16 protein-coding genes are annotated in these 25,833 nt (G+C 58.0%); 3 read left to right on the forward strand and 13 right to left on the reverse strand.

Going from position 1 to position 25,833, the window contains the following annotated elements:
* Positions 1-70: 70 nt before the first annotated feature.
* Positions 71-982: a hypothetical protein gene (locus tag RBB81_RS09080; RefSeq protein ID WP_353073453.1), complete on the reverse strand. Its 912-nt coding sequence runs from the start codon at positions 980-982 to the stop codon at positions 71-73.
* A gap of 365 nt (positions 983-1,347) precedes the next feature.
* Between RBB81_RS09080 and RBB81_RS09085 the strand changes: the two genes are divergently transcribed.
* Entirely contained in the window at positions 1,348-2,244 is an 897-nt protein-coding gene (locus tag RBB81_RS09085; protein ID WP_179581623.1) for a glycosyltransferase family A protein, read from the forward strand.
* 10 nt (positions 2,245-2,254) lie between these two features.
* On the opposite strand, the gene RBB81_RS09090 is transcribed toward RBB81_RS09085, so the two are convergent.
* The 11 genes from RBB81_RS09090 to RBB81_RS09140 form a co-directional block, all read right to left on the reverse strand.
* Positions 2,255-3,130, reverse strand: coding sequence for an FkbM family methyltransferase (locus RBB81_RS09090; RefSeq protein WP_353073454.1), 876 nt, complete (start codon positions 3,128-3,130; stop codon positions 2,255-2,257).
* A gap of 84 nt (positions 3,131-3,214) precedes the next feature.
* On the reverse strand, positions 3,215-4,939 hold the full coding sequence (locus RBB81_RS09095; RefSeq protein ID WP_353073455.1) for a hypothetical protein: 1,725 nt from the start codon (positions 4,937-4,939) through the stop codon (positions 3,215-3,217).
* Positions 4,936-11,721, reverse strand: a complete 6,786-nt coding sequence (locus RBB81_RS09100) for a beta strand repeat-containing protein (RefSeq protein WP_353073456.1) — start codon at positions 11,719-11,721, stop codon at positions 4,936-4,938. Before RBB81_RS09100 ends, RBB81_RS09095 begins: the two co-directional genes overlap by 4 nt.
* A gap of 594 nt (positions 11,722-12,315) precedes the next feature.
* Complete coding sequence (locus tag RBB81_RS09105; RefSeq protein WP_353073457.1) at positions 12,316-14,757, reverse strand: Ig domain-containing protein; 2,442 nt, start codon at positions 14,755-14,757, stop codon at positions 12,316-12,318.
* Between the two features lie 564 nt (positions 14,758-15,321).
* A complete protein-coding gene (locus RBB81_RS09110; RefSeq protein WP_353073458.1) occupies positions 15,322-16,527 on the reverse strand; it encodes a glycosyltransferase family 4 protein in 1,206 nt (401 codons plus the stop codon).
* Complete coding sequence (locus RBB81_RS09115; RefSeq protein ID WP_353073459.1) at positions 16,524-17,690, reverse strand: glycosyltransferase family 4 protein; 1,167 nt, start codon at positions 17,688-17,690, stop codon at positions 16,524-16,526. Before RBB81_RS09115 ends, RBB81_RS09110 begins: the two co-directional genes overlap by 4 nt.
* The gene (locus RBB81_RS09120) at positions 17,665-18,456 is read right to left on the reverse strand and encodes a polysaccharide deacetylase family protein (protein ID WP_353073460.1); all 792 of its coding nucleotides are present in this window, start codon (positions 18,454-18,456) and stop codon (positions 17,665-17,667) included. The genes RBB81_RS09115 and RBB81_RS09120 overlap by 26 nt, the downstream gene beginning before the upstream one ends.
* An 84-nt stretch (positions 18,457-18,540) precedes the next feature.
* The gene (locus RBB81_RS09125; protein ID WP_353073461.1) at positions 18,541-18,969 is read right to left on the reverse strand and encodes a VOC family protein; all 429 of its coding nucleotides are present in this window, start codon (positions 18,967-18,969) and stop codon (positions 18,541-18,543) included.
* Complete coding sequence (locus RBB81_RS09130) at positions 18,966-19,214, reverse strand: acyl carrier protein (protein WP_183789654.1); 249 nt, start codon at positions 19,212-19,214, stop codon at positions 18,966-18,968. The genes RBB81_RS09125 and RBB81_RS09130 overlap by 4 nt, the downstream gene beginning before the upstream one ends.
* Positions 19,215-19,219: 5 nt before the next feature.
* Complete coding sequence (locus RBB81_RS09135; RefSeq protein WP_353073462.1) at positions 19,220-21,130, reverse strand: HAD-IIIC family phosphatase; 1,911 nt, start codon at positions 21,128-21,130, stop codon at positions 19,220-19,222.
* Entirely contained in the window at positions 21,120-21,695 is a 576-nt protein-coding gene (locus RBB81_RS09140; RefSeq protein WP_353073463.1) for a serine O-acetyltransferase, read from the reverse strand. The genes RBB81_RS09135 and RBB81_RS09140 overlap by 11 nt, the downstream gene beginning before the upstream one ends.
* Positions 21,696-22,036: 341 nt before the next feature.
* Here RBB81_RS09140 and RBB81_RS09145 point away from each other — a divergent pair, with 341 nt between their 5' ends.
* A complete protein-coding gene (locus RBB81_RS09145; RefSeq protein WP_353073464.1) occupies positions 22,037-23,194 on the forward strand; it encodes a glycosyltransferase in 1,158 nt (385 codons plus the stop codon).
* A 62-nt stretch (positions 23,195-23,256) separates the two neighbouring features.
* The gene (locus RBB81_RS09150) at positions 23,257-24,225 is read left to right on the forward strand and encodes a glycosyltransferase (protein WP_353073465.1); all 969 of its coding nucleotides are present in this window, start codon (positions 23,257-23,259) and stop codon (positions 24,223-24,225) included.
* A 59-nt stretch (positions 24,226-24,284) separates the two neighbouring features.
* On the opposite strand, the gene RBB81_RS09155 is transcribed toward RBB81_RS09150, so the two are convergent.
* Complete coding sequence (locus RBB81_RS09155) at positions 24,285-25,742, reverse strand: oligosaccharide flippase family protein (RefSeq protein WP_179581637.1); 1,458 nt, start codon at positions 25,740-25,742, stop codon at positions 24,285-24,287.
* Between the last annotated feature and the right edge of the window lie 91 nt (positions 25,743-25,833).

Consider the following 25,833-nt stretch of genomic DNA (forward strand, 5'->3'; position numbering starts at 1 on the left):
GGTCACTTCGTGACTTGTATACCGGTCTTTGATTGGTGAAAACCAGCGTCGGTCCTCCCGTTGGTCGGAATCAAGCGGGGGCTAGAGACGCGATCGCTTTCTTCGCCTTCCTCAGGTAGAGACCCTTGGAGAAGCGATAGGGTCCGATGAAGTGGATGAATGCCGAGGCTTCGTAGGGGACGTCGGGGTGGGCCCAGTAGGAGAGGTACTTCGGGGCTGGTAGAGGGGTGGCACCGTCTGAGTTTGCGATGAGGAGATTCGAGGTGAGCTGCTCGCTACCCCACTCGTTCCACTGCTCCTTGGCAAGACGGCGCATGAGCTCGGAGAACCACTCCACTTTTTCACGGTCGATCGATCCTCTGGCGAAGCCGTTGAAGCCGGCGTTGCCGCGTACGTACTGGAGGGAGGCGGCTTCGGGAAGCTGGTCGAAGTTTCGTTCGCAGACTGCCTGCACCATGGGATGGAGATTGGTCTTTGAGCGCAGGCAGGCGTCGGTCATAGATTCAACTTCGGGGAAGGAACGGTCGCCGAGGAGCGTGAAGCTGCGGTTTGCGTCGATGCATCGCACGACTTCCGCGATGGAGCCGGTTGTGAGGGTGTCGGAGTCGAGCTGGACGACGAAGGTGTCGGCTACAAGGTCGCTGATGAGAAGAAGGCGCTCCCAGCAGCTTCCTTTCGGTGTGTTGGCCGGGGCTACTTCAGAGATGGAGACGATCTTTGCTGCAGGAATATGTTTGCGGATCATTGTGTAGTCGGATTCGGTAAACGATCCGTCATTAAGGACGACGACCTGCGGATTTCGGCCCAGTTGATTGCAAAAGGACTTTGCGGCGAGGAGATACATGAGGACCTCGCCGTGACAGACCATCGAGACAAGGGTGAGAGAGGGGTCACTGGAGGCAATGGGAGAAGTTTTGAGGAGAGACCGACAGTTGAAATCAAACCAGGCCCTTTGAAGCGCCCGCCGTGCGCGAAAAAACATGCTGAGCCTCTCTCCTGTCCGTGTTACTGGAGTTCATTGTTTCGTGGTTCCGATTGTTGGGCAAGTATCTTTTGGGTAGTAGCTATTCGGGGTCAGATCCTATGAGATGAATGGTGACTTAGGTTACGTCGGCCCACATGGGATTTCGACGAAGTATTCCGTGACTTGGTTTCTCGTTATCCAAATTGGGAGATAGTTCTTTGGATCGAGGCGAAAAGAGAGCAAACGTGTGTCAATCATCTGTAATACTGCGGTTATTAGGCTTTCAAGTCATTGTGAGATTTGCCGTGTCAGAATAGATCCTGACTTTGCCGATGCAATTCGGGTTGTACTAGGCGGGGCGTTTAGGAAGAGAGATTGTGGTAATGGCGACAGTTGACATTATTGTACCGACGTACAACACCGCAAAATATTTGCCGATTGCTCTTGATAGCGTCCTGGCGCAGACCTTCGAAGACTGGAGGATTCTGCTGATCGATGACGGCAGCACGGACAACACTGCCGATATTGTCGCTTCTTACCAGGAGCGATTGGGCCCTAAACTTGTGTACATCAAACAGGCGAATGGCGGGGTGTCTGCGGCGCGGAACAACGGAATACGCCACGCGACTGCGGAGTTTCTGGCGTTGCTGGATGCGGATGATGTGTGGCTGCCCTGGCGTCTGGAAGAGTCGCTGCGATGCTTTGAGGATCGACCGGAGGTTGGACTCGCGTATGGATTGATTTCGCGCATCGATTCAGAAGGCACGGTCATCGATACGTTCAAAGGCAATCGGCGCAATGCCCAGGGAAAGATTGCCCCTTACATCTACATGAGGAGCGTGCAGCTTCCTACTTCGTCGATGATGTTTCGCAAAGCCTGTACGGATAAGGTTGGGGTGTTCGATGAGACCTTGAAGCAGACAGAGGATCGCGATCTCTGGCTCCGGATGGCGTTTCACTATGAGGTTGGATTTGCTCCGAGAGTGATCTCTCTCTACAGAACCTCAGATGACTCGCTGACCACTGATTCCGACGGAATGCTTAAGGCTCAACTGCAATTCATTGAAAAGCACTATGGGTCTCCAGGATGCGGCATGACAGCTCGCAGGATTGCTTTGAGCCATATCTATCGTCAGCGAGCCGAGGCGTTCGGGCTTAGGCAACAGATGCAGGGAGCGGTACAGAGTTCGCTGCGTGCGTTGGCCTTGTATCCGCTTGACCTGAGCAACGTGCGGACTGCAGGGTCGTTTCTACTGCGGTATGCGGGGCTTTACCGATGATCGGTGGGTCTCAGGATTTGGAAACCAGGACTTCTTCGCGAAGGTGCCGGGCTGTTGTTGTGTCCCGACCTGGAACCTGGAAGAGGAGCAGATTCTCGCCTCGAAGAACGACATCGAAGTTATTTTCGCCGAGCCGCTTGAAGAAGTTTCTGCTGGTGCCTTGTGCCGGCATGAGCCAGTCGTGCAGTTCGATGATCAGCACCGCGGTGAGTTTCAGCCACTCCGCGGAGTCCTGAAAGACCTGTGCTTCGCCTCCCTCGATATCCATTTTTACCAGGAAGAGGCGGTTCTTCTCGGCGCGTTGAAGGACTTCGAGAACGGTGTAGGCGCGCAGCACGCTGGAGGATGAGGAGTCTGAAGGGGCCGATGTCTCCTGCAGACGAAACGAGGCGCTTCCTGAGAGCGGATTCTGAATCTCCAGATGGCACGACTTGTTCCATACGCCGCCATTCAGGCAGGTTACGTTTGGATATGTCGCGGTGTTTTGCTGGAGGAGGGCGAAGTTATTTTTGTCGGGTTCAATGCAGTAGAGCGCAGCCTCCGGATAACGAGAGGCAAACCATACGGAGGAGAGCCCGATGTGACCCCCGCAGTCAACGATGACGGGCTGATTGCCTTCGGACAGAATCTTCTTGTAGGTGTCTCTTACTCGCTGGGCCTGAGGTAACGATTCGAAGTCGTTCTCTTTCATGACCAGGATCTGCCAAAAGATCGGGAGGTCCTGTTCGCGCAGGTGGATTGGCGCTGGAAGGTTTGGAAGATGAAGTTGAATCAGGCCAGGCTTGCGATTCGTTTGAAGGAGTAGAGAAAACCAGAGACGGATGCCCGCTGCGATGCCAAATACTCGAATGAATTTCAGGAGTTGGCGCAGGCGAGATTCAGGCATGACCTAGTATGCCTGACCGCAGAAATGCTCCGCAACTACGCAATTGGGTCATTGAAGATTCTCGCGCTCACGGTTCGGCGATGGTCAGTGTTGACTGGCGCCGATGTCGTAGTTGCCGGTGGAGGGCCGGGGCTTTCCTTCATAGTCGGATTGGACCTCTGGGATGCGTACTCCGTTTCCGCGGGCAGGGCTTGTGGGCGACAGGTGAAAGTTGAAGTCGTCGAGATCTTTTTCCGAAGAGAAGCGGGGTTGAGATACGAACTGCGGATTTTCGCACTTCTCGTTGGAGTGTCCGGTTGGGCAGCGAAGCCCTCTTAGTCCATAGAAGATATTGTTGCTGCGAACGATGTGTCCGATGGGTTTTTGGAAGTAGAAGCCGCCTGGGCCCTCGGGTTTTCCGCCGAGGCTGTAGGTTTTGGGATTGTCATATCCGAGGACTATGTTGTTCTTGAAGGTGAGCGTGCTGTCGGAGCAGCTTGGGTCCCAGCAGTCGATGTCGAAGGTGGTGGGGGCGTAGGAGACGATGGTGTTGTTAGCGAAGAGGACGGTACCGCCCTGGCGAAAGTCGAATGGGAGGGCATCTTCCGCCCGACAGAAGTCTGCCAGGTGAGCGTTGAAGGTGCTTGGCTGGCCGGGGATTGGTTCAGACATCCGGACGCAGTTTCCGATCGCGATGTTGTTGGTGAAGACGGCGGGATTCTCGTTGCCGCCCCACTTGAACGAGCCTCCTCCGTTACCGTAGGCGATGGAGTTGGTGATGGTGAGCGGGCAATCGGTTCCTTTGTCGCCGTGTCCCAGATCGAGCCCGTCCTGCGTGTTGTAGATGAACTTTGAGTGATCGATATTTGTGGCGAGACACATGCCCATCGGGGTTCCCACGCCGTCTCCATATCCGCCGTTACTCTGACCGTAGCAGGAGATGGCGCCGGGGCCGGGATAGGCCTGGTTGCATCCGTTCCACTCGATGGTGGAGTAGTTGAAGTTCCAGGTGGCATGAACGCTGGGGGTGCCGTTGCCGTCGTCGAAGTCCCAACCTGCGCCGCCGTTGTAGGCGATGTCGCATCGGGTGCAGGTGACGAGTCCTCCGATGGGGCCCTTGATTCCACGACCGACGTGTCCGTGAATCCACATATCCTGCAGGAGGAGATTGTGGGTATGGACGTCGGTGACGACGCCGTCGGAGTCGTAGTCGTCTTTGGGGCCGCCTCGATTGCAGGGGGCAGGGACGGGTGGATCACCGAAGAAGACGCATTGCGAGTGCCGGGTGACTTCGATGCACTCTATATCGACGTACTGGGCGCCTTGAAGATTGAGCGGGGTCCAGACTCCGAACCCGCCGAAGATCTGGGTGAGTTTTGATCTGTCTGTTGACTCTGGGCTTCCGCAGTTTGCGTAGTTTTCGCCGAGGATGCGAGTGTGATGAGCTGCTGTTCCGGATGGGATGGGAGGATTGCTGCAGCCGGAGGTTCCACCGCCGAGGCACCATGTGTATCCGGCGCCCTTGCCGGTTGCGGCGTCCCAGCCTACGCGCCACGGGCCGTCGTGGAGGATGACGGTGTCGCCGCCGGCGATGACCCACGCGTCACTGTTGTAGGTCTGATCGTCCCAGAGATAGCGGTAGTCGCTGAAGGCGCAATGCTGGCCGGATCCCTTGCGATACGGTGCGTCTGTTTTGCCGTCGCACTGCCCTGAGTGCTCTTTTGAGGAGCGCGTGCCTCCATCGTGGCGGACGTACCAGGTTTCTCCAGACAGAGGCAGCGAAGCTAGTAGAGCAAAGAACAAAAACAGGGCGGTACGGCGAAAGATCATGGTTCAACGGCTCCCATGGAAGGCGGATTCGGACGGCTGACACCGTTGTAGTCGGTGGCCGGAACGCCAGTATAGGTTATTCCGGTTCCTGCTGCCGCGCTTCCAGAGGAGATGTTGAAGTTGAAGTTATCGAGTTCGGACTGGGCAAAGCTGCTTCCGGTACCCGCCGGTTGGTTGATGAAGTCGGGGGTGACGCACTTCTCGCTGGCGTAGCCGGTGGGGCAGGTGAAGCCGTGTCCGATGCCGTAGTAGAGGTTGTTGCTGCGGTTGATGGTGCCGATGACGTAGCCGGACTTGCTTCCGCTGGGAGGTGGTTCCTGGAAGTACCAGGCTCCGGGTCCGCCCGCTTGTCCGCCGAGGTTGTAGGTTGCGGGGTTATCGTATCCGACGACGATGTTGTCGTAGAAGTTGAGCGTAGCGCCGCCGCATCCGTTGTTGTTTGAGTCTTGAACGCCTGGAGCATCCCAGCAGGAGATGTCGAAGATAGTGGGCGAGTAGGTGACGATTGTGTTGTTGGCGATGGTGATCGTGCTGTTCTGGCGGAAGTCGAAGGGTAAGGTATCTTCAGAACGGCAGAAGTCGGCGAGGTTGGCGTTGTAAGTGCTCGGCGTACCGGTGATGGGATACGCCATGCGTATGCAATCGCCGATGGCGACGTTGTTGGTGAGCACTGTGGTGCCGAAGTTGCCTCCGATCTTGAAGGTTCCTCCGTTGTTGGAGTAGGCGATGGAGTTGGTGATGCTGAGGGTGTAGGGTCCGCCCGTGTCGACGTGGCCGAGATCAAGTCCGTCCTGAGTGTTGTAGATGAAGCTGGAGTGATCGATGGTGGCGGAGAGGCCGGTGCCGTGCGGGGTTCCAACACCGTCGCCGTAGCCGCCGGTGCTCTGGCTATAGCAGGAGGCGACCGGGATGGTGTGGACAGCAGGGTACTCCTGGTTGCATCCACTCCACTCGATGGTGGAGTAGAGGAAGTGCCAGTCGCCGTTGACCATGGGAGTGGCGTTGCCGTCGTCGAAGTCCCAGCCTGCGCCGCCGTTGAAGGCTATGTCGCATCGCAAGCAGGTGACCAGACCGCCGATGGGCCCTTTAATGCCGCGGCCGATATGGCCGTGGATCCACATATCCTGCATGAGCAGATCGTGGGTGGTGTTGTCGGTGTGAATGCCGTCAGAGTCGTAGTCATCTGCCGATCCACTGGTGCAGGAGGCTGGAATTGCAGGGCTGCCGAAGGCTATGCACTGCGAGTGGCGTGTCACTTCGAGGCACTCTACGTCTACGTACTTGGCGCCGGTGAGGTTTAGAGCTTCGGTGACACCGAATCCGCCGAAGATCTGCGTGAGCTGCGAGCGGGTAGTAACGCCGCCGCTGTTGCAGGAGGCGTAGTTCTCACCCAGGATGCGGGTGTGCTGGCTGGCTGTTCCTGCGGGGATCGGGGGGTTGTAGCAGCCGTAGTTGCCGCCGCCGCCGAAGCACCAGGTGTAGCCTGCGCCGCAGCCTGCACCGCTGCAGCTTCCGGGAGCCTTATCGTAGCCGATGCGCCACGGTCCGCCGCGGAGGATGACGGTGTCGCCGCCCGCGATGACCCAGGCGTCGTTGCCGTAGCTCTGGTCATCCCAGAGGTAGCGCGGATCTTTGAAGGCGCAGTGCTGGTTGGTGCCGGTGCCGGAGTAAGCCACGTCGGCCTTGCCGTCGCACTGGCCAGTCGTGACATGCGCGGAGTAGCGGGTGCCGCCGTCGGGACGGATGTACCAGGTGGTGCCTGGGTTCGGCGGTGCGGCAGCTGCGATGGTGATTGCGGCTGAAGCGGATTGGGTTTGGGCGGGGCTGCTGTTGTCAGTGACGGTTGCGGTGAAGCTGGAGGTGCCGGTGGCCGTGGGCGTGCCGGAGATGATGCCTGTAGTCGCAGCCAGGGTGAGTCCTGCGGGTAGACTGCCGGAGGTGATCGACCAGGTGTAGGCCGGGGTGCCGCCAGTTGCTGTCATCGGGGCAGAGTAGGCAGTGCCGTCGGTGCCGGAGGTTAGTGTCCCGGTGGTGATGGTGAGCGCCGGAGTTGTGATGGTGAACGAGACGGATGCAGACTTCGTCTGTACGGGGCTGGAGGAGTCGGTGACTGTGACGGTGAGACTGACAGTTGCGGCTGCGGTTGGTGTGCCGGAGAGGATGCCGGTGCTGGCTGCGAGGCTGAGGCCGGTGGGCAAGCTTCCCGTCGTGATGGACCAACTATAGGGAGTCGTGCCGCCGGTTGCGGTGAGGGTCGCGCTGTATGCCTTGTTCGTCGTGCCTGAGGCGAGAGTGGAGGAAGAGGTGATCGCGAGTGCAGGTGTGCCCGCCGCGATGGTGAGTGAAAGAGTTGCAGTTGCAGTCTGCTGGGTGGAACTCGAGTCTTTGACCGCTACGGTAATCGAGGAGCTCCCATTGGCTGTGGGCGTGCCGGAGATGATGCCGGTGCTGGCCGAGAGGCTGAGTCCTGCCGGAAGGCTTCCTGAGGCGATTGACCAAGCGTAGGGGGCTGTGCCGCCGGTTGCGGTGAGGGTTGAGCTGTAGGCCTTGTTCGCCGTGCCGGAGACAAGCGTGGAAGAAGAGGTGATCGCGAGTGCCGGTGGAGCGACTGCGAGTGAGAGAGTAGCGGTTGCTGTCTGCTGGGCGGAGCTTGAGTCTTTGACCGCTACGGTGATGGAGAAACTGCCGCTGGCTGTGGGCGTGCCTGAGATGATGCCGGTGCTGGCCGAGAGGCTGAGTCCGGCAGGGAGGCTTCCGGAGGAGATCGACCAGCTATAGGGAGCTGTTCCGCCGGACGCGGTAAGGGTGGCGCTGTAGGACTTATTCGCCGTACCTGAGGCGAGAGTGGACGACGAGGTGATGATGAGTGCAGGCGGAGCAATGTAGAATGTGAAGGCGCCGGTTGCAGTCTGTTGGGTGGAGCTTGAATCTTTGACCGCTACGGTAATCGAGAAGCTGCCGCTGGCAGTGGGCGTGCCGGAGATGATGCCTGTGCTGGCGGAGAGGCTGAGTCCGGCAGGGAGGCTTCCAGAGACGATCGACCAGCTATAGGGGGCTGTGCCGCCTGTCGCAGTGAGTGTCTTCGAGTAGCTCGTGTTTTGGGTTCCGGCGGGTAAGGATGTGGTGGTAAGCAGAAGCGCTGGAGGTGCGATGACGAGTGAGACTGCGACGGACTTTGATTGAGCAGGGTTCGATGCATCGGTGACGGTTGCGGTGATGTTGGAGGTTCCGTTTGCCGTGGGAGTACCGGAGATGACGCCTGTGCCGGCGGAGAGGCTAAGTCCGGCGGGTAAGCTGCCGGAGGTGATCGACCAGCTGTAGGGTGTGGTGCCGCCGGTTGCCAGCAGAGCGGTTGAGTAGGTTGTGCCCTGGGTTCCCGCGGGCACCGACGTGGTGGTGATGGCGAGGGCAGGAGGAGCGATGACGAGTGAGAGTGCAGCAGACTTCGTCTGGGCGGGATTTGAGGCGTCCGCAACGGTGACGGTGATGTTGAAGGTTCCGTTTGCTGTGGGAGTACCGGAGATGAGGCCTGTGCTGGAGGAGAGGCTAAGTCCGGCGGGTAAGCTGCCGGCGGTGATCGACCAACTGTAGGGTGTCGTTCCGCCGGTTGCTGCAAGGGCGTTTGAGTAGGCTACCCCCTGAGTTCCGGTGGGAAGGGCTGAGGTGTTGATGACCAGCGCCGGTGCCGCAATGACGAGCGACGCGGATGCAGACCTGGTCTGGGCAGGGTTCTCTGCGTCGGTGACCGTCGCGGTGAAGTTGAAGGTTCCGCTGGCCGTTGGGGTGCCGGAGATCAGGCCCGTGCTGGAGGAGAGGCTGAGACCGGCAGGAAGGCTGCCTGTGCTGATCGACCATGCATATGGGGTAGTGCCACCGGTTGCGAGCAGGGAGGCGGAGTAAGCGGTTCCTTGAGTGCCTGGCGCGAAGGCCGAGGTTGTGATTGCCAACGCCGGCGGTGTGATGAAGATTGAGAGAGCGACCGACTTGGTCTGCGCCGGGCTTTCAGCGTCAGTGACGGTAGCGGTGATATTGAATGTTCCGTTCGCTGTTGGGGTGCCAGCGACGATGCCGGTGGTTGTACCCAGGCTGAGTCCGGCTGGCAGAGCGCCAGAGGTGATCGACCAGCTGTAGGGTGCCGTTCCTCCAGTTGCCTGGACGCCGGTTGAATAGGCAGAGCCCTGGGTTCCAGAGGGCAGGGACGAGGTGATGATGGCCAGAGCCGGAGGTGCGATGACAAATGAGATTGGGGCGGATTGTGTCTGCGCAGGACTTGAGGAGTCAGAGACGGTGGCGGTGAAGTTGACGGTTCCGCTGGTTGCCGGTGTGCCGGAGACAGTGCCGTTAGATGCGAGGGTGAATCCGCTGGGGAGGCTGCCGCCTGTGATGGACCAGCTGTAAGGAGCGGTGCCCCCGGTGGCGTTGAGAGTGGCGGTGTAGGGGATGTTCGTTGTACCGGAGTGCAGGGTGCTGGAGGTGATCGCGAGCGGCGAGCCGGCAGCCACCACAGAGAGAGAGAAGGTTACCGTTGCTGTCTGCGCGGTTGTGGCTGAGTCTTTGACCATCACGGTGACGCTGAAGCTGCCGCTTGCGGTGGGTGTCCCGGAGACGATGCCGGTGGCCGTGCCGAGAGTAAGTCCGGCAGGCAGGCTGCCTCCGGTGATCGACCAGGTGAAGGGCGCGGTGCCTCCGCTCGTGCGCAGTGTGCTCGAGTAGCTCGATCCTTGAGTGGCGGAGGGGAGCGTCGATGTGAGGATGTTGAGGGTTGCGGGAGCGATGGAAAGAGAGACTATCGCGGACTTGCTCTGCGCTGGGCTGGCTGCGTCAGAGACGGTGGCGGTGAAGGTGAAGCTTCCGCTGGCGGTGGGTGTGCCGGAGACTACGCCAGTGGTTGAGCCAAGGGTGAGACCGGCCGGCAGAGCGCCTGCGGTGACCGACCAAGTGTAGGGGGCGGTGCCTCCAGACGCCTCAAGCGCGTTGGAGTAGCCTGAACCGTTCGTTCCGGAGGGGAGGGTGGAAGAGGTAATGGCCAGTGTCGCCGGTGCGATGGTGAGGGAGACTGCGACGGACTTGCTCTGAGCGGGGCTGGCTGCGTCGGTGACGGTTGCGGTGAAGTTGAAGGTGCCGCTTGCAGTTGGCGTTCCGGAGACGATGCCGGTGGAAGAGACAAAGATAAGCCCTGAAGGCAGGCTGCCTGAGGTGATCGACCAGGTGTAGGGGCTCGTGCCTCCCTGCGCCTGGATGGGGACCGAATAGCCCGCGCCGACGGTTCCAGAGGGAAGGGTGGAAGAGATGATGGCGAGGGTTGCGGGGGCGATGGTGAGCGAAACCGGAACAGACTTGCTCTGTGCGGGACTGCTCGCGTCGGTGACGGTGGCGGTGAAGTTGAAGGTTCCAGTGGCGGTGGGTGTGCCCAGGACTGAGCCGCTGGTTGCGAGGCTGAGTCCTGCGGGGAGACTGCCTGAGGAGACCGACCAGGCATAAGGGGCGCTGCCTCCGGCCGCCTGGAGGGATTGAGAGTAACTTGAACCGATCGTTCCGGGCGCCAAGGTTGAGGACGTGATGGTCAGCTGCGTGGGTGCGATGGAGAGCGTGACCGCGGCATGTGCCGTCTGGGTGGGGCTCGACGAGTCAGTTACGGTGACGTTGAAGGGGAAGGTTCCGCTGGTTGTCGGCGTGCCTGAGATCGAGCCGTTGGAGGCGAGGCTGAGTCCTGCGGGTAGAGAGCTGCTGGGCGACCAGGTGTAAGGTGCGGTGCCTCCCGCTGCGTTGAGGGTGGCGCTGTAGGGCTGGGTTGCTGCGGCTGCAGGCAGCGTGCTTGAGGTGATTGAGAGCGGTGATCCTGCGGCCACGATCGAGAGGGACAACGAGAGGGCAGTGGTCTGCGGAGTGGAGGAGGAGTCCTGAACGGTTACGGTGATGGGGAAGTTGCCGCTCGTCGTGGGTGTGCCGGAGATCAGACCGCTGCCTCCGAGGGTGAGGCCGGTGGGCAAGCTGCCTCCGGTGATCGACCAGAGGTAAGGTGCGGCGCCTCCATTAGCCTGCAGAACACCTGAATAAGACGAACCGCTGGTGCCGGTGGGAAGAGCGGACGAGGTAATGGTCAGGGGAGCCGTTGGCGGAACGATCGGCGCAGCTGGGGCCACCGACAAGGAGATTGTGGCGGTTGTCGACAGTGTGGGCGAGCTGGAATCGGTCACCGACAGGACAAAGGAGTAGCTGCCGCTGGTCGTGGGGGTACCGGAGAGAATGCCGGTGCTTGCGGAGAGGTTGAGACCTGCGGGGATGTTTCCCGAAACGAAACTCCAAATGTAGGGAGAGGTTCCTCCCGTCGCCGAAAGGGTTGCAGAGTATGCGGTGCCGGAAGTAGCTTGAGGTAAGGAGGTCGCCGTGATTGCGAGCGGCGTGAGGGAGTTACCGGTTGCAGTTGCCGAGACAACTACGGGAATGGTCTGCGACTCAGCCCTCGTATCCTGATTCTGCACCTGCAGCTTGGCCGTGGAGGGCGTGGCGAGATTGTTGCTACCGATGGTCCCGGTCAGAGCTGTGGAACTGACCAGGGAGGTGGAGATTGGCGAGCCGTTCCAGAGAATGACGGCGGCGCTGGTAAAGTTCGCGCCCGTGACCTTGAGGGTCTGAGTTTGTGAGCCCGCGGGGATCGTCTGCGGAGTAACCTGACTGATGCTTGGAGCTGCCGGTCCGGTGATGCCCGATCCGCAACCGAGACCAAAGATGATGAGGGTGATGCTCAGACTCGCAGCGATCGTCTTGATTACTTTTCCCAAATTGCACCCCGAAAAAAATCAAACTTGTTATCCGTATAACGGCATCTTTGGCAGCCAGGTTGAGGCTCTCGGGATGAACGTTACAGGTTAAAAGTGGTGACTACAGTTACCCGATGGGGGATCTGAGCTGCCACTTCCGTGTGAGTGGGCGGAATTGCTAACCGACTCATTCAGGCTTGCTTGCAGAAGAGTTGCAAAGTGAGACAGACAATCAGGGGCGGGTCAAAGTCGTAAATTGCACACAACAGTAACCACTTTGAAAAGTATGGGACTCTGTGCCAAAAAGGGAACATCCCACTTCCGTGGTATGTGGACCCGAGTTTGTCCGGAATTTAAAAGGAAATGGCGTGTCTCCTTTCGAGAGACACGCCATAGTTAGTTTCAGAATTTGTTCAGTTGGTGTTGCTTTTACACCAGGTCGAGGGGTTGGTAGAGACGCGGACCCGACGGCTGGTGATCTGGAACGAGTGGTTGAATTGCTCCAACCACTCGTTCCGCCATCGGTGCATAATTTGTAACTTGCTCGTGTTGTCGACCGGTCGCCCGACACAACAGAGATCGTTGTGAGGGGCGACAGTCACGCAGACTTGCGGCTTATGGTTCGACAGCTCCCATGGAGGGCGGGTTCGGACGACTGACTCCGTTGTAGTCGGTGGCCGGAACGCCGGAGTAGGTGACTCCTGTTCCTGCTGCCGCGCTTCCTGAAGAGATGTTGAAGTTGAAGTTATCGAGTTCGGTAGGGGTGAAGCTCGTACCGTTTCCAGTGGGCTGCTTGTCGAAGTCCGGGGTGACGCACTTCTCGCTGGAGTAGCCGGTGGGGCAGGTGAAGCCGTGGCCGATGCCGTAGTAGAGGTTGTTGCTGCGATTGATCGTGCCGATGACGGTGCCAGACTTGCTCCCACTGGGGGCTGCTTCCTGGAAGTACCAGGCTCCGGGTCCGCCTACCTGACTGCCCAGGGGGTAGGTAGCGGGATTGTCATAGCCGACGACGATGTTGTCGTGGAAGTTCAACGTGGCTCCGCCGCATCCCTTACCGTTTGCTCCCTGGACGCCTGGAGCGTCCCAGCAGGAGATATCGAAGATGGTGGGTGCGTAGGTCACGATGGTGTTGTTGGCGATGGTGAAGGTGCTGTTCTGGCGGAAGTCGAAGGGGAAGGCATCGCTTGCCCGGCAGAAGTCTCCGAGATGGGCGTTGTAAGTGCTCGGCGCTCCGCTGATCGGGTAAGCCATTCTGTCGCAGTCTCCGATGGCCACATTGTTGGTGATCATCGCGGTGCCGAAGTTGCCTCCGATCTTGAAGGTTCCTCCGCTGTTGGAGTAGGCGATGGAGTTGGTGATGCTGAGGGTGTAGGGTCCGCCGGTGTCGATGTGGCCGAGGTCAAGTCCATCCTGAGTGTTGTAGATGAACTTCGAGTGGTCGATGGTGGCGGAGAGACCGGTGCCGTGCGGGGTGCCGACGCCGTCACCGTATCCGCCATCGCTCTGGCCGTAGCAGGAGGCGACAGGGATGGTGTGGACTGCCGGGTACTCCTGGTTGCATCCGCTCCACTCGATGGTGGAGTAGAGGAAGTGCCAGTCGCCGTTGACCATGGGAGTGGCGCTGCCATCGTCGAAGTCCCAGCCTGCGCCGCCGTTAAAGGCTATATCGCATCTGAGGCAGGTAACCAGGCCGCCGATGGGTCCCTTGATGCCGCGGCCGATGTGACCGTGAATCCAGAGGTCCTGCATGAGTAGATCGTGGGTGGTGTTGTCGGTGTGGATGCCGTCGGAGTCGTAGTCGTCTGCCGAACCGCTGACGCAGCTTGCTGGAACTGCAGGACTGCCAAATGCGATGCACTGTGAGTGGCGAGTCACTTCGAGGCACTCTACATCGACGTACTTCGCTCCGGTGAGGTTGAGCGCTTCGGTGACGCCGAATCCGCCGAAGATCTGCGTGAGCTGCGAGCGGGTAGTAACGCCGCCGCTGTTGCAGGAGGCGTAGTTTTCACCCAGGATGCGGGTGTGCTGGCTGGCCGTTCCTGCGGGGATTGGGGGGTTGTAGCAGCCGTAGTTTCCGCCGCCGCCGAAGCACCAGGTGTAGCCTGCGCCGCAGCCTGCGCCGCTGCAGCTGCCGGGAGCCTTATCGAAGCCGATGCGCCACGGTCCGCCGCGGAGGATGACCGTATCGCCGCCGGAGATGACCCAGGCGTGGTTGCCGTAGCTCTGGTCATCCCAGAGATAGCGGGGATCCTTGAAGGCGCAGTGCTGGTTGGTGCCGGTGCCGGAGTAAGCTACGTCGGCCTTGCCGTCGCACTGGCCGGTCGTGGCGTTCGCGGAGTAACGCGTTCCGCCGTCGGGACGGATGTACCAGCTCGTGCCAGAGCCGCTCTGCTGCGATCCTTCCGCGGCAACGGCGATGGAGGTCGCAGCGGATTTGGTCTGGTCTGGGTTGCTGTTGTCGGTGACGGTTGCAGTGAAGCTGGAGGTGCCGGCGGCGGTGGGTGTGCCGGAGATGATGCCGGTGGTCGCAGCCAGGGTGAGCCCTGCGGGCAGTTTGCCGGAGGTGATCGACCAGGTGTAGGCCGGAGTGCCGCCACTGGCCTTCAACTGCGAAGAATAGTTTGTGCCGTCGGTACCTGCGGCTAGCGTCGCCGAGGTGATCGAGAGTGGCGAGGGTGAGGCGTTGGCAGTTGCAACAGCAACGGTGAGGCTGACGGTCTTGGTCTGGGCCGGCTTTGAGGAGTCCGTCACAGAGAAGGTAAGCGGGAACGATCCGTCCCTCGTCGGTGTGCCGTAGAGCAGGCCTGTGCCACCGTTGAGAGCGAACCCTGGGGGATGAGTGCCAGAAACAACCTTCCAGTGGTAAGGCACGGTGCCGCCGGTCGCTTTGAGAGAGGCGCTATAGGCCTTCTCAAGGGTAGCTTGGGGTATCGAGGTGGTGCTGATGGCAAGCGCTGTGGCGGCGTTCGCTGTCTGTGACGGGGAGGTCGAATCCAGACAGAAGAAGATAAGTGCGAGGGTGATGCTGGTTACGAGGGTTCTGAATACTTTTCGCAAAATATGCTCCGTACAAAGAGGAAATTGGTTAGTCAAATCACGCTGCCTGAGCCGAAAGTAAATCGGGGCCCGGACATCCGGATGAATATTTTGTTTTGAAATGGTTACTACAGTTACCCTGCAACGGAAACCGGGGCCCACTTCGTCTATCGCGAGGCAAAGTCTCTCATCTGCATGTCCAGCTAGGTTTGCATGCAGTGAGTTCGCAAATGACACAAAGAAACAGAGCTTGGAGAACCAAGGTTTAATTACTAAAGTAACTTGTTGGTGCAGTACACCCTACTCAAGCCGATAGAACTATCCCACGTTCGTTGTATGCAGGATTTAGCGCTCGACGAGGCAGACGTCGTTATGTCCGCGGCAGGTGTTGAGGCCAACGAACCAAGTCCAGCGCAATGCATGGTGGTGGGGAACAGGGAGGATGCGAATTTATAAGTTCTATATCGAATTGGTCTTGCCCGCCTGAGAAAGATAGCTCTTGAGAGAGCGATCTCCTAACGCATCAGAACCGGCAGATAGAAAGAGCGACGACTTACAACGACGAACGCTTCAAAAAGGGATTACTTAATTTTTATACCATAGCCGGAGAGGCTGAACGAATTTGTAACACTCAATTGTTTTATCCGCAATTGACAACCAGGATTCCTCTCCAAAGTTCATCTTCCGCACATTTTCTGCAAGTCGTTCTCTTAAAAGAGCATCTTCCAGGAGCTGAACGAGCGCATCGGCAAGTTCGACTGGTCTTTGGGGGTCGAAGAAAAATACATTTTCGCGGTCGGTGAGCAGCTCACGAAAGACGGGCAGATCGCTGGCGACGATGGTTTTGCCTAAGGCCAGCCCGGTTGCAAGCGCTCCGCTGGTCGTAATCGCGCCATACGGATAGACGACGATGTCTGCGGCTCGATAGAGGGCTAAGAGCTCTTCCGTGGAGATGAAGCGTGGGTGAAGCCGGACGCGCCGGAGTTTCAGGCTGCGAATTTGTTCGCGAATTTGATCGAGTAGTTCTGTTGGTCCTGTACCAACGATCAGCAGGTCGACGTTCTCGACGGTTGCTTCAACGTTCCGCCAGGCCTCGAGGAGGAGATCGATTCCCTTGTAGGGAGAGATGATGCCTTGCCATAGCACGAGCATCTTTCGTGGATCCAGCTCGAAGCTCTGCAATGTTTGTTCGGCAGTGGCAGGGAGGTCGTAGAAGAACGGACCATGAGGGATGACCGCGACCTTTTCTCCTTTCACTGAGAACTCAACCGCGAGTCTCTCTCGAATGCTCTCCGAGTGACAGATGATCCGGTCGGCCATTTGATAGAGGTCGTGGAAGATCTGCTTGTGACTCTCGCCGGTGTTATGGGGAAGAAGATCGTGGACCGTCAGCACGATCTTAGAGCCGCGTCGGCGGCAGAACTGAACGAACCAGAGATCGAGCGGTAGGCGCGAGGTCAGCATGGGAAGAAACTGCACATGGACAACATCGGGCGAAGAGATGAGGAAGCGCACCGCCAGCGCAGCGAGATTGAGAAGTGATTCAAGGAGCTTCAGAACTCTGCGTGGGAGTCGCGGCAATCGGAACTTGCCGACTACGTCCATCAATCCTGGGTCGAGCATGATGCCGCGATTTGAAAAGCAACCGGGGTCGAGATAGTAAGAGATGGAACCGACCATGAGATTGACGTGTTTCTTCAGGAGCGCCTTCGACAGATACGCCGTGTAGTAGGGCACAGTGGCCCAGAGATCCATCATGAAGACGGTTGGTCGCCGGGTATCTTCGCTCACTTGGTCTTTCCTTGCGGGACTGCGGAGGAATCTGAGGGGGTGGTTGCGGTTTGCTTCTTGGTTGCGATCGCCTGTTCGTAGATGCGGAGGTAGTCTGCTGTCATACGCTGGGCGGAAAACTCTTCTTCAACGAGTTTTTTCGCGGCGCTCCCGAGATTCTGTCGCCGCGTTTGGTTTGGCAGGAGTTTTATGATCTCCGACGCCAGAGTCTCGACGTTTTCCGCAGGAATGAGCACTCCCGTGCGACCATCGAGAATTACAGTTGGCACCGCGCCTACTGCGGTTGCAATGATTGGCAGGCTGCTTGCCATGCCCTCGAGAATGGCGATCGGCAGGCCCTCCTGGCGGGACGCGGAGACCATGATGTCGAGCGAGGCGTAGACAGAAGGCATGTCGTCTCGACGTCCGAGCATGGAGACGTTTCTCCGAATCTGCAACTCGTTGATGAGCAATTCAAGTTGTTCGCGATCCGGCCCCTCGCCGACCACGACGAACTTTGTAGACGGAAGCTCAACCAGGACGCGCGCGGCCGCTCGAAGAAAGATGTCTACGCCCTTCTCCGTGGCGAGCCTCCCAACCAGTCCTACGATTGGAGGTTGATCCTGGGAAGAGACACTTCGCAGCAACGGAGACGCGTTATCGAAGGGGCGGAGGTCGATGCCGTTTCGAACGATATGAACCCTGTCCTTGCGAACGCCAGCCTTCAACAGGCGCTGGCTCACCTCTTCGGACACTGCAACTACTGCCGCGTAACTCCGGAGCACGAAGCGGTCCGCCCTCCCGTATAGGGAGACAGCCAGATCGTTGTCGTACCAAGTGTGGCAGGTGGAGATGAGCGGAACGGCCGATTGGCGCAGGGCGAAGTAGGAGTATATGTCTGCTTTGTAGCCGTGCGCGTGGACGATGTCCGCGTTGGTGCGAGCGATAAGCTCTCGGATGCTTGCAGGTACGGTCCGATCAATCTGTCCCGCGCAGGAGATCAGATGCGAGTCGATCCCCTGCGCAATAGCAACTTCGTGAAGCTGCAGGTTCGGGTTCGCGGAGTTCGAAAAGACCCCGAGGATGCTCGAATGCGAGCTCTCGTTCAGAGTGCGCGACATATTCAGGATCACCGCCTCTGCGCCGTACATGCCTCCGCTACTGATGATGTGCAGGATCTTCATGAGTAGCAGCTTCTCCGTCGTTGGTGTCCGGCTCTTGTTGATTGAGGAGAGCCCAAAGCTTTTCGTAGAGCCGGTCGCCTAGCAGAGTCTTGGCGGTGGCCTTTATGTGGTGCTGTCGTTTGAGGCTGGATAAGACGCCGCTCTCCGATTCGAAGAGTTTCGCGATCCACTCCAGCGTCATATCGCCGCGAATGTTCAGACGACCTACGATTGTCCCGGTCGGATGCGGTTCTGGTCTTGGGACCGAGGTAAAAACCTTGGTGTACCCAGCCTCGCGACAGGCATCGAGAACGCGTTGATTCGATCGTCCGCCGGGCAGCGACATCCCTGTGACTGGTACTCCGAGCTTGTCTTCGAGCGTGAGTCGCGCTTCGACTAACTCTTTATGTAACTGCGCCGGGTCGCAATGGGTGAGGAGTGCGTGGGACCATCCGTGTGCGCCGATCTGTTGGCCGGCTTGCTGCAGTTCGCGCAGCTCCTGCCATCCCATGTAGCCCGGCCTCTGGCCCGTCCAGCCTGTTGTGATGAAGAACCATGCTTTGATGGCGCGCGATTGCAGGATAGGCAAAGCGAACTCGAAGTTTGAGACATGCCCGTCGTCGAAGGTGATCTCGGGAAAAAGGCCTGGCGGGTGTCTTTTTCTTAGTTCGAGAAAAAGGTCGACCTGTTTTTCAAACTGGTCTGTCTCGACGACGTAGGAGTACTCGCTTCGGCTGGGCCGCAGTTCGTGATAGAGAAGATAGAGTCTGTATGGCGGCCTGGTCACCGGATTTGTCCCGATTCAACGAGCGATGATTTTCTCTCAAACAGATTGGGAGGCATTGGCTGAATCATACATAGATTGCATCGGCTAAACCGCAGCTTCGACGAGTTCGAAGAGTTGGCGGGAGCGGGTGTAGATCCAGGCGATTCTGCGGCCGTTGAAGGCGACTGCGGGAACCGGCGGGCTGACGATGATGCAGCCGTTATTTTTTGCGTGAGCCACGGCTTGCTCGATGTCACTGGTCTCGAAGCAGAGGTGGTAGGCCGCACCTCCGCCCTTCGCAAGCATCGCAGTGATGGGAGAGTCTTCGCTGAGAGGCGCGATGAGCTCGATCTCAGCTACGTCGTTGTCTGACTTTGCGAGGAAGTTTACGCTGACTTTTTGGATCGGGTCGTCGAATGGGCCGGAGACGACCTTGTAGCCGAACAGCGCTTCGAGCGCGTCCGTCGTAGGCCCGAGTTTGGGAACCGCTACTCCTACATGACGGAGTTTGAAGCCGAGATCCTCAGCGTTCAAAGTGTCGCTCCCTTGGCGACCAGCTCTGCCTGGATCAGCGAGACGGTGGTCAGCTCCGCGATGCGGGACGGGTCGAACTGAACGCCATACTCGCCTTCGATGGCGAGTATCGCCTGCAGATGGCGGAAGGAGTCCCAGTTGTCGATGGTGCCGACACCGAGCTCAGGTGTGACCTCTTCGGGCGAGATTTCCAGGACGTCTGCGAGAATGTCACGAAGCGACGACGGCACTTGCTGAGAACTCATTCGATTCATTTCCTTCCAGGGTTTAGCCACTTGGGGCTCTCAGGCGCCGCGGTGGTCAGATCAAGTTGATAAAAGATAGAGTCAGGCGAAGCATCCCTCGATGAGGGATCTTTGACAAAGCCGTGATCGAGATAGAAGTCTGCGCAAGGAGCGTTTTTCTTCGTCGGAATGAATTCGCCGACCAGACGTATGGCGCCCGCTCTGATGGCATTCGCTCCGAGGTGCGCCAACAGCGCGGTTTCGATGCCACGGCCGATCACCCGGCACGATAACAGCAGGGAATCGATGGAACAGGTATCACCCTCTGTACGTGCGAGGGCTAGCCCGACAACTCCAGCATCGCCGAAACGGTCGCGTACGCGAACGGCGATTGCCTGACCTCCTGCGGCGGAAGCGAACTCCTCTACCTCAGCTGTGGAATGCCGGCGTGTGGTGAGATTGAACTGATTTGTCTTGGCGAGAAGTTGAACTGAACGTGCGAGGGGGGCGTCCAAAGCACTGAGGAAGGTGCAGACGATCTCGAGCGAGGCGAGAAACTCATCGCGATCTCCTGCTGTGTTGGCGAGCTCTGCTCGTTGAGCCTGCGCTTTGTATTCGTTCAGACGATTGAGGTCGTCGTCGGTGACGACAGCGGCGTCGAAGAACGGTTGAGACGAAAGGAGCTCAACCAGCTTCCATGGTTCCTCGACCGGAGCTGCGATCACGGCCACCTCGGGCAGTTGTTGACGGATTGCTTCACACTCTACCGGGTTGTCATCGACAAAGACGAAGGAGTCGAGGCCGAGAGAAAGCTCTTCTGCAAGCTCACGAATAGAGGTTGCCTTTTCGTTCCAGCTGATCTTCGTCGCGACGAAATGATTCAGGGTGAGTCCCAGGTCGGCGGCGCGGATTTGAAAGGCCTCGCGAACGTCTGCGTCGTTGTTCTTTGAGACGATGGCGAGAAGGATACCGCGAGACGATAGTTGCTTGAGATACCTCTGATATTCGAGGTAGCAGTTGCCCGGGAAGGCGCTGCCGGTAGCGATGCCCTCCGGCCCTTCCTCTCCCAGAACTCCGCCCCATAAGGTGTTGTCGAGGTCCGTACACAGAACTTTGCGGGGAGCACGAAAGAGCGGGGAGAACGAGCGAACCAGGCCGCGCGAGTAAGCTCCGAAGCAGGCAGAGGCTACGGGAAGGCGGGATGCCAAAAACATTCGCGCGTCGCGCCAGCTTGCGCGGCCGTGACGGGCTGCAAGATGATCCACATCGAAGAAGACACAGTCTGAGACGGAACGGCATAAGGCCGCGAGCTTTTGGTTCAGCTGGTAGACCGCGTTGGTTAGACTGTGGGGGAGGTTCGCCTCTCCGACGTCTCCAAGCGAGGTTTGGTCGGGAACAACGCAGCCTTGAAAGAGAATGCGCGCAGAGCTGCCGGAGCGAAAGTTTCCCAGCAGCTGAGCGATGCGCGTGACGGATTCTTCGATCTCTGCCTCAACAGCGTCGCCTATACCGTCCGCACAGAGATCTGGCAGACGGCCTGCGATGTCTTCGAGATCCAACAGGATGAAGACGAGGTCAGGCTTGAACTTGGCGAGGGCGCTTAGGGGATTGAGCAGCTCATCGACGTAAGAGCCGTAGCCACCGATGTTCAGATCGAGGACATAGTTTGACAGCACCGCTTCGGTGGTCAGAGAGGGTAGGATCGGCTCAATCGTTACTGACCGGACGATGTGAGTTTTGAGTCGTCTGGCTTGCAGTTGGCTCACGAGAGCGTCGCCCAGGGCTGTAAACGACGAGGCGCAGAACATAACGTCGGCGGGTTTGCTGGAGGTGGCGAGGAGCTTTCGCGCAACCCCTACCGCAGTTGCTGCATCCTGCGACGTCGCGGCATCCTTGATAGCGCGGCGCAATTCCTGTCGCTCTGTATCACTTTGCATCTGTGGTCTCCGCTACCGCGGGGGCGGGGGATTCGACCGCCTTCGGTGCTCTCATGATGATGCGGCCGGGTACTCCCATGACCGTCGCGCCCTCTGGAATGTTGCTCATGACGAGCGTGTTGGCGGCAATCTTTGCGCCACTGCCCACCTTGATCTTGCCGACCAGCGTCGCGCCTGTGCCGATGTAGACCCGGTCGCCAAGGACCGGCGCGCCTTTGCGGCCCATTGCAGAAGCGCCGATGGTTACACGATGGGCGATGTCGCAGTTGCTTCCGATAATCGCCTGTGGGTTGATGTGAACGCCGCCGATGTGCGCGATGTAGAGGCCGCCGCCGATCGTAGCCTGGGGATCGAGACACATCTCCATGACGACCTCAGAGAACATGTAGGCGAAGAAGTACACGATCTTTAGAGGAATCCGAATCAAGACAAAAGGGTTCGCAGAGTAGAGCCAATTACCAAATCGATAGATCGTGATCGCCCATATCGCGGGGTTCAGCCAAAGCTGTTTCCCGCTATGGCCCATGGATCGGTAACGTGCTATATCTTCGGAGAATTTATTCATCTTCAATGCCCTGAAAAAATGGGCTCAGCTGCCAATTTGCCTTACGGTACAGCGATCTTATCAGTCCTCTATCCTTGCGAGGCAAACGATCTTGCGCGTTATTAATACGGGATTGATCTTCGGCGAGATTGCGGAAAGATGACCCGATTTGTGACAGTTCGGCTGCAGGACCGACGGGACCCCGAGTGTTTATGGAGTCGGGCAACGAGTGCAATCATCTTGACTGTATCAACGGCCCCAGCGCCGCCGCACTCCCCAAAAGTACCAGCGATTGATACGAGATTGCTGAGATATCGATATATCTTTTGTGTCCATCCTCGTAGGATTGGATATGAGGATACATGCGAAGCGCAGATTCCAACGTGGTTGAGGCTGAAAAGCCGACAATCGCACATTTTCTCCCGTGGGACGGCATCGGAGGCGTCGAGATTGCGACTCTCCGAATCATAGAGGCAACGCGGGATCAGTTTCGTCACGTGGCGTTTTGTAAGCCAGCCGCGCTGGAGTTGAAGGAAGCCTGCGAAAAAGCGGGAGTGGTGGTGGTGTCGTACATTCCGCCAGAGCCAAGCGTTCGGCATGCACTGCGTTACTTCAAACAGTCCCTGACTGTGGCGCGAGAGATGAAGCGGCTTGGCGTAAATCTGGCCCATTGTTCCGAGACGAAGGCGACCTATCACAACAGTCTCGCGGCGTTTCTGGCTCGAGTGCCGATGATTACCCATGTGCGATCGAGATATCCCGAGATTGGCCTGCGCGATCGGCTTGGCTTTCTCGGAGTGGCAGGATACGTTTTTGTTTCTCAGGACTCAAGACGACAGTTCGCGCTGAGGATTCCCGATGCCAAGGCGCGGGTCCTTTATGACGCAGTGGATATCACCGAACCACAAAAGGCTTCCGTCAGCAAAACGCTCCGCAAGGAATTAGGCGTGGCCGAGGGCGCGACCCTGGTGGGAATGATTGCCAGGGTAAATCCACAGAAGGACTACGACACGTTGGCCAACGCGGCTGCGTTGGTTCTTGCTCACCGAACTGATGTACAGTTTCTGGTGGTCGGGGACAACTCTGTGGTGGAGATGAATCGAGAGCACTACCGGCATGTGCACCAGCGTCTGGTTGACCTTGGTATCGCCGACCGGTTTATCTTCACGGGCTTTCGATCGGATGTGCCGCGTATCGTTTCGGCACTGGATCTCTTCGTGCTCTGCACTCACAGGGAGGGTCTGCCGCTCTCGATCCTCGAGGCGATGGCATTAGGCAAGACTGTCATTGCAACCAGAGTCGATGGAATTCCTGAGGTGATTATCGATGGTGTAACCGGATATCTCCACGGTCACGAGAAGAGCGATGAGTTGGCCAATGCGATCCTCAAATGTATCGAGCATCCGGAGTTGGCTAAGCAAATTGGAGATGCGGCACGCGAACATTGCAGACGCACCTACAACTCTCAGGTGTTTACAGCCAATGTGGCCCAAATCTATCGTGAATTTCTGCCGAGCTGACTGATGACAGAAAGAATTACATCGTTGCTGCGTGGCTGTATTCGTTTGAGATCGGAAATTTTATGAGCGAGCCCTCTCTCACTCTGCTGATGCCTGTGCTGAACGGCATGCCTTTCCTGCCGGAGACCTTGGAATCGATCGAGCGTCAGGATTATAAAAACTGGGAGATTCTGGTATGGGACAACGGTTCGACCGATGGAACGCTTGAGGAGCTGCATCGCTGGATTCCTTCGCGGCTTCCCGGACGAGTCATCTCGGGGGAACCTCTGAAGCTTGGGCCTTCTCTGGCGAGATTGGTTCTCGAGGCGAAGACGGAGTTGTGTGCCAGGATCGACGCAGACGACGTCCTGTATCCACATCGCCTCGGGATGCAAGTTGCGTTCATGCAACAACATCCTGAAGCCGGAGTTTTGGGTACCGAGGTCGAATTTATCGATTCGAAGGGTGCGATACGCCCTCATATCACACCTTATTCGACACAGGACGCGGATCTCCGCTGGCTGGTGCGATGGCTTAATCCTATCTGCCATCCCACCGTGATGTTTCGGCGCAGCATCATCTTGGAAGCTGGAAACTACCGAGATCTGAAGCCTTTTGAGGATCACGATCTATGGTTTCGTGTGAGTTTAATCTCTGAACTGGCGAATTTGCCGGAGGTGCTTCTTAAATACAGGCAACACTCCGCAAGTACGATGGGTCAGGCCAATTCGAAGTACCACACCTACTTCGATGCCATGGCGGAGCTGAATGCGGATCTCCTCTTCACCGGCTTCTCTCCGCAGGATGCGATGGATCTGAGGGGGAAAGCTATTCGCGACGCGGAGGTGAGAGTGGCTTTGGCCGATTTGGCCTCCTATCGAAGAGCTGCCGTCACTACCGCGGTTGCTGTAGGCAAGCCGAAGACGTACTTTCGCTCAACGAAGGCGTATGGAATGTTTCACAAAGAGATGATACGGAATTACCTGCTGCAATATGGTCTCGTAAAGACGATCATGACCGCCCGGCATCGAATGCTGTCTAAGTCCGAATGACGGATGTTGGTGCGCCCTGCGGTGACGGGCTGACGTATCTCCAGCCAGTGACAAGAGCTTCAGTGCGCGCTGGTAAACAACAAAGAACGTATTCGCGGGACGACCTGCTGTCGAACATAGCCTCGGAAGATAAAGGCAACCGCGAGAAAGTAAACCGGCAACGTAGCTAGAACCTGGATGAAAAATATCGTCAAGTTATGGACCGGGAAGGCTGCCATGGCGTAAGAAGCTATGACGAAGGGTACCCCGGCGAGAAACATGGGAGCCCAGACATTCCATATGACCTCAAAAGCACTGAGTCCGACCAGCTTTGAGATGTAGCGCGGCCAGAAGACCACATGGACGATCAAACTCGGGATCATGGTTCCGAGCGCAACGCCATAGATGCCGTACCAGCGAACCAGGACGACGCTCAGTATCAGATTTGTGACTCCCTCTGAGATCGCCCAGAGAGCGGAGGCCTTATGTTTTTCTACTCCGTAGGCAATTGATGCGGCGGTTCTGTTTGCGAACGAGAAGAAAAGCGCCGTGCAAAGAATGATCAGAACTGTTCCCGAGCTCTGCGCATACTGCGGTCCCATCCAAAGTGAAATGAAGGTGCGACCGCGAACGACCAGGGTGATGAGTATCGGCAGGGAGACCATGATCGTCGCTCGCGTCCCGTTTCTGAAGAGCGCAAGAAGTCCAGCCGTGTCGCCAGCCGCCTCATAGGTGCTTGCGGCTGGAACGAAGGATCCGCCGATCGAGCCTACGATCTGACTGGCGTATCGACAGAGGGAGTTGCCGATGGCATAGTAAGTGACTGCAGTCGCGGAGACGAAGGCGCCGACAACCAGATTGTCCGCCTGATAGACCAACTGGACTGCGATGGTCGTCAGAAAGGCATACGAGCTGTAGACCCAGAGTTTTCGCAGGGTCTCCCTCTTCGGTTTTTGCAGCTTCACTCTCAGTTCAGGATAAAGACGATGCGCGGTATACAAGAGAAGGGCACTGCTGACGATGATCGCGATGAGCTCGCAGAAAGCAATGGAGATAATCCCGTGCCCGGTGCGTAGTGCGTAGACAACTCCCATGACTCGGATCGCAGTCTGCGTGAGACCGACATAATTTTGCAGATCGTAACGATTGAGCGCAGAAAGAACAGCCGAAGCGACACCGAAGGTCATTCCAATGACTGTGGTTAGCCCGATCAAAAGAATGGCCTTGCGAGCGTCGCTCGCCAGCGCGGGTGGGACTTTGAACCACAATGGGAAGATGGCAGCCAGGCCGACACTCAGCACCAGGCAGACTGCGCCGATCTGTAAGCGTACCCAGAGCGCGGCGGAGATTGCCTCCGAGGATCCTTCATGATCTCCGGTGGTATGGCCCTTCGAGACAAACCTCAGGACAGAACTTTGCAGGCCCAGGTCCATCAGGCCCAGATAGCCTACGACCGAGATGGCCAGCACCCATACTCCGTAGGCGGCGTCTCCGAGGCGATGCAGAATGAATGGCGCAAAAAAGAATCCGACTGCCATATTGGCGAGTGTTCCCAGCCAATTGAACAGTACGTTCCGAGCAATGTGTCGTACACGCAACTGCGGCAAGTTGAGGCTCCAGAATGGACGT

It is taken from the genome of Tunturibacter gelidoferens, from assembly GCF_040358255.1.
In the GTDB taxonomy this organism is placed as follows: Bacteria; Acidobacteriota; Terriglobia; order Terriglobales; family Acidobacteriaceae; genus Edaphobacter; species Edaphobacter gelidiferens.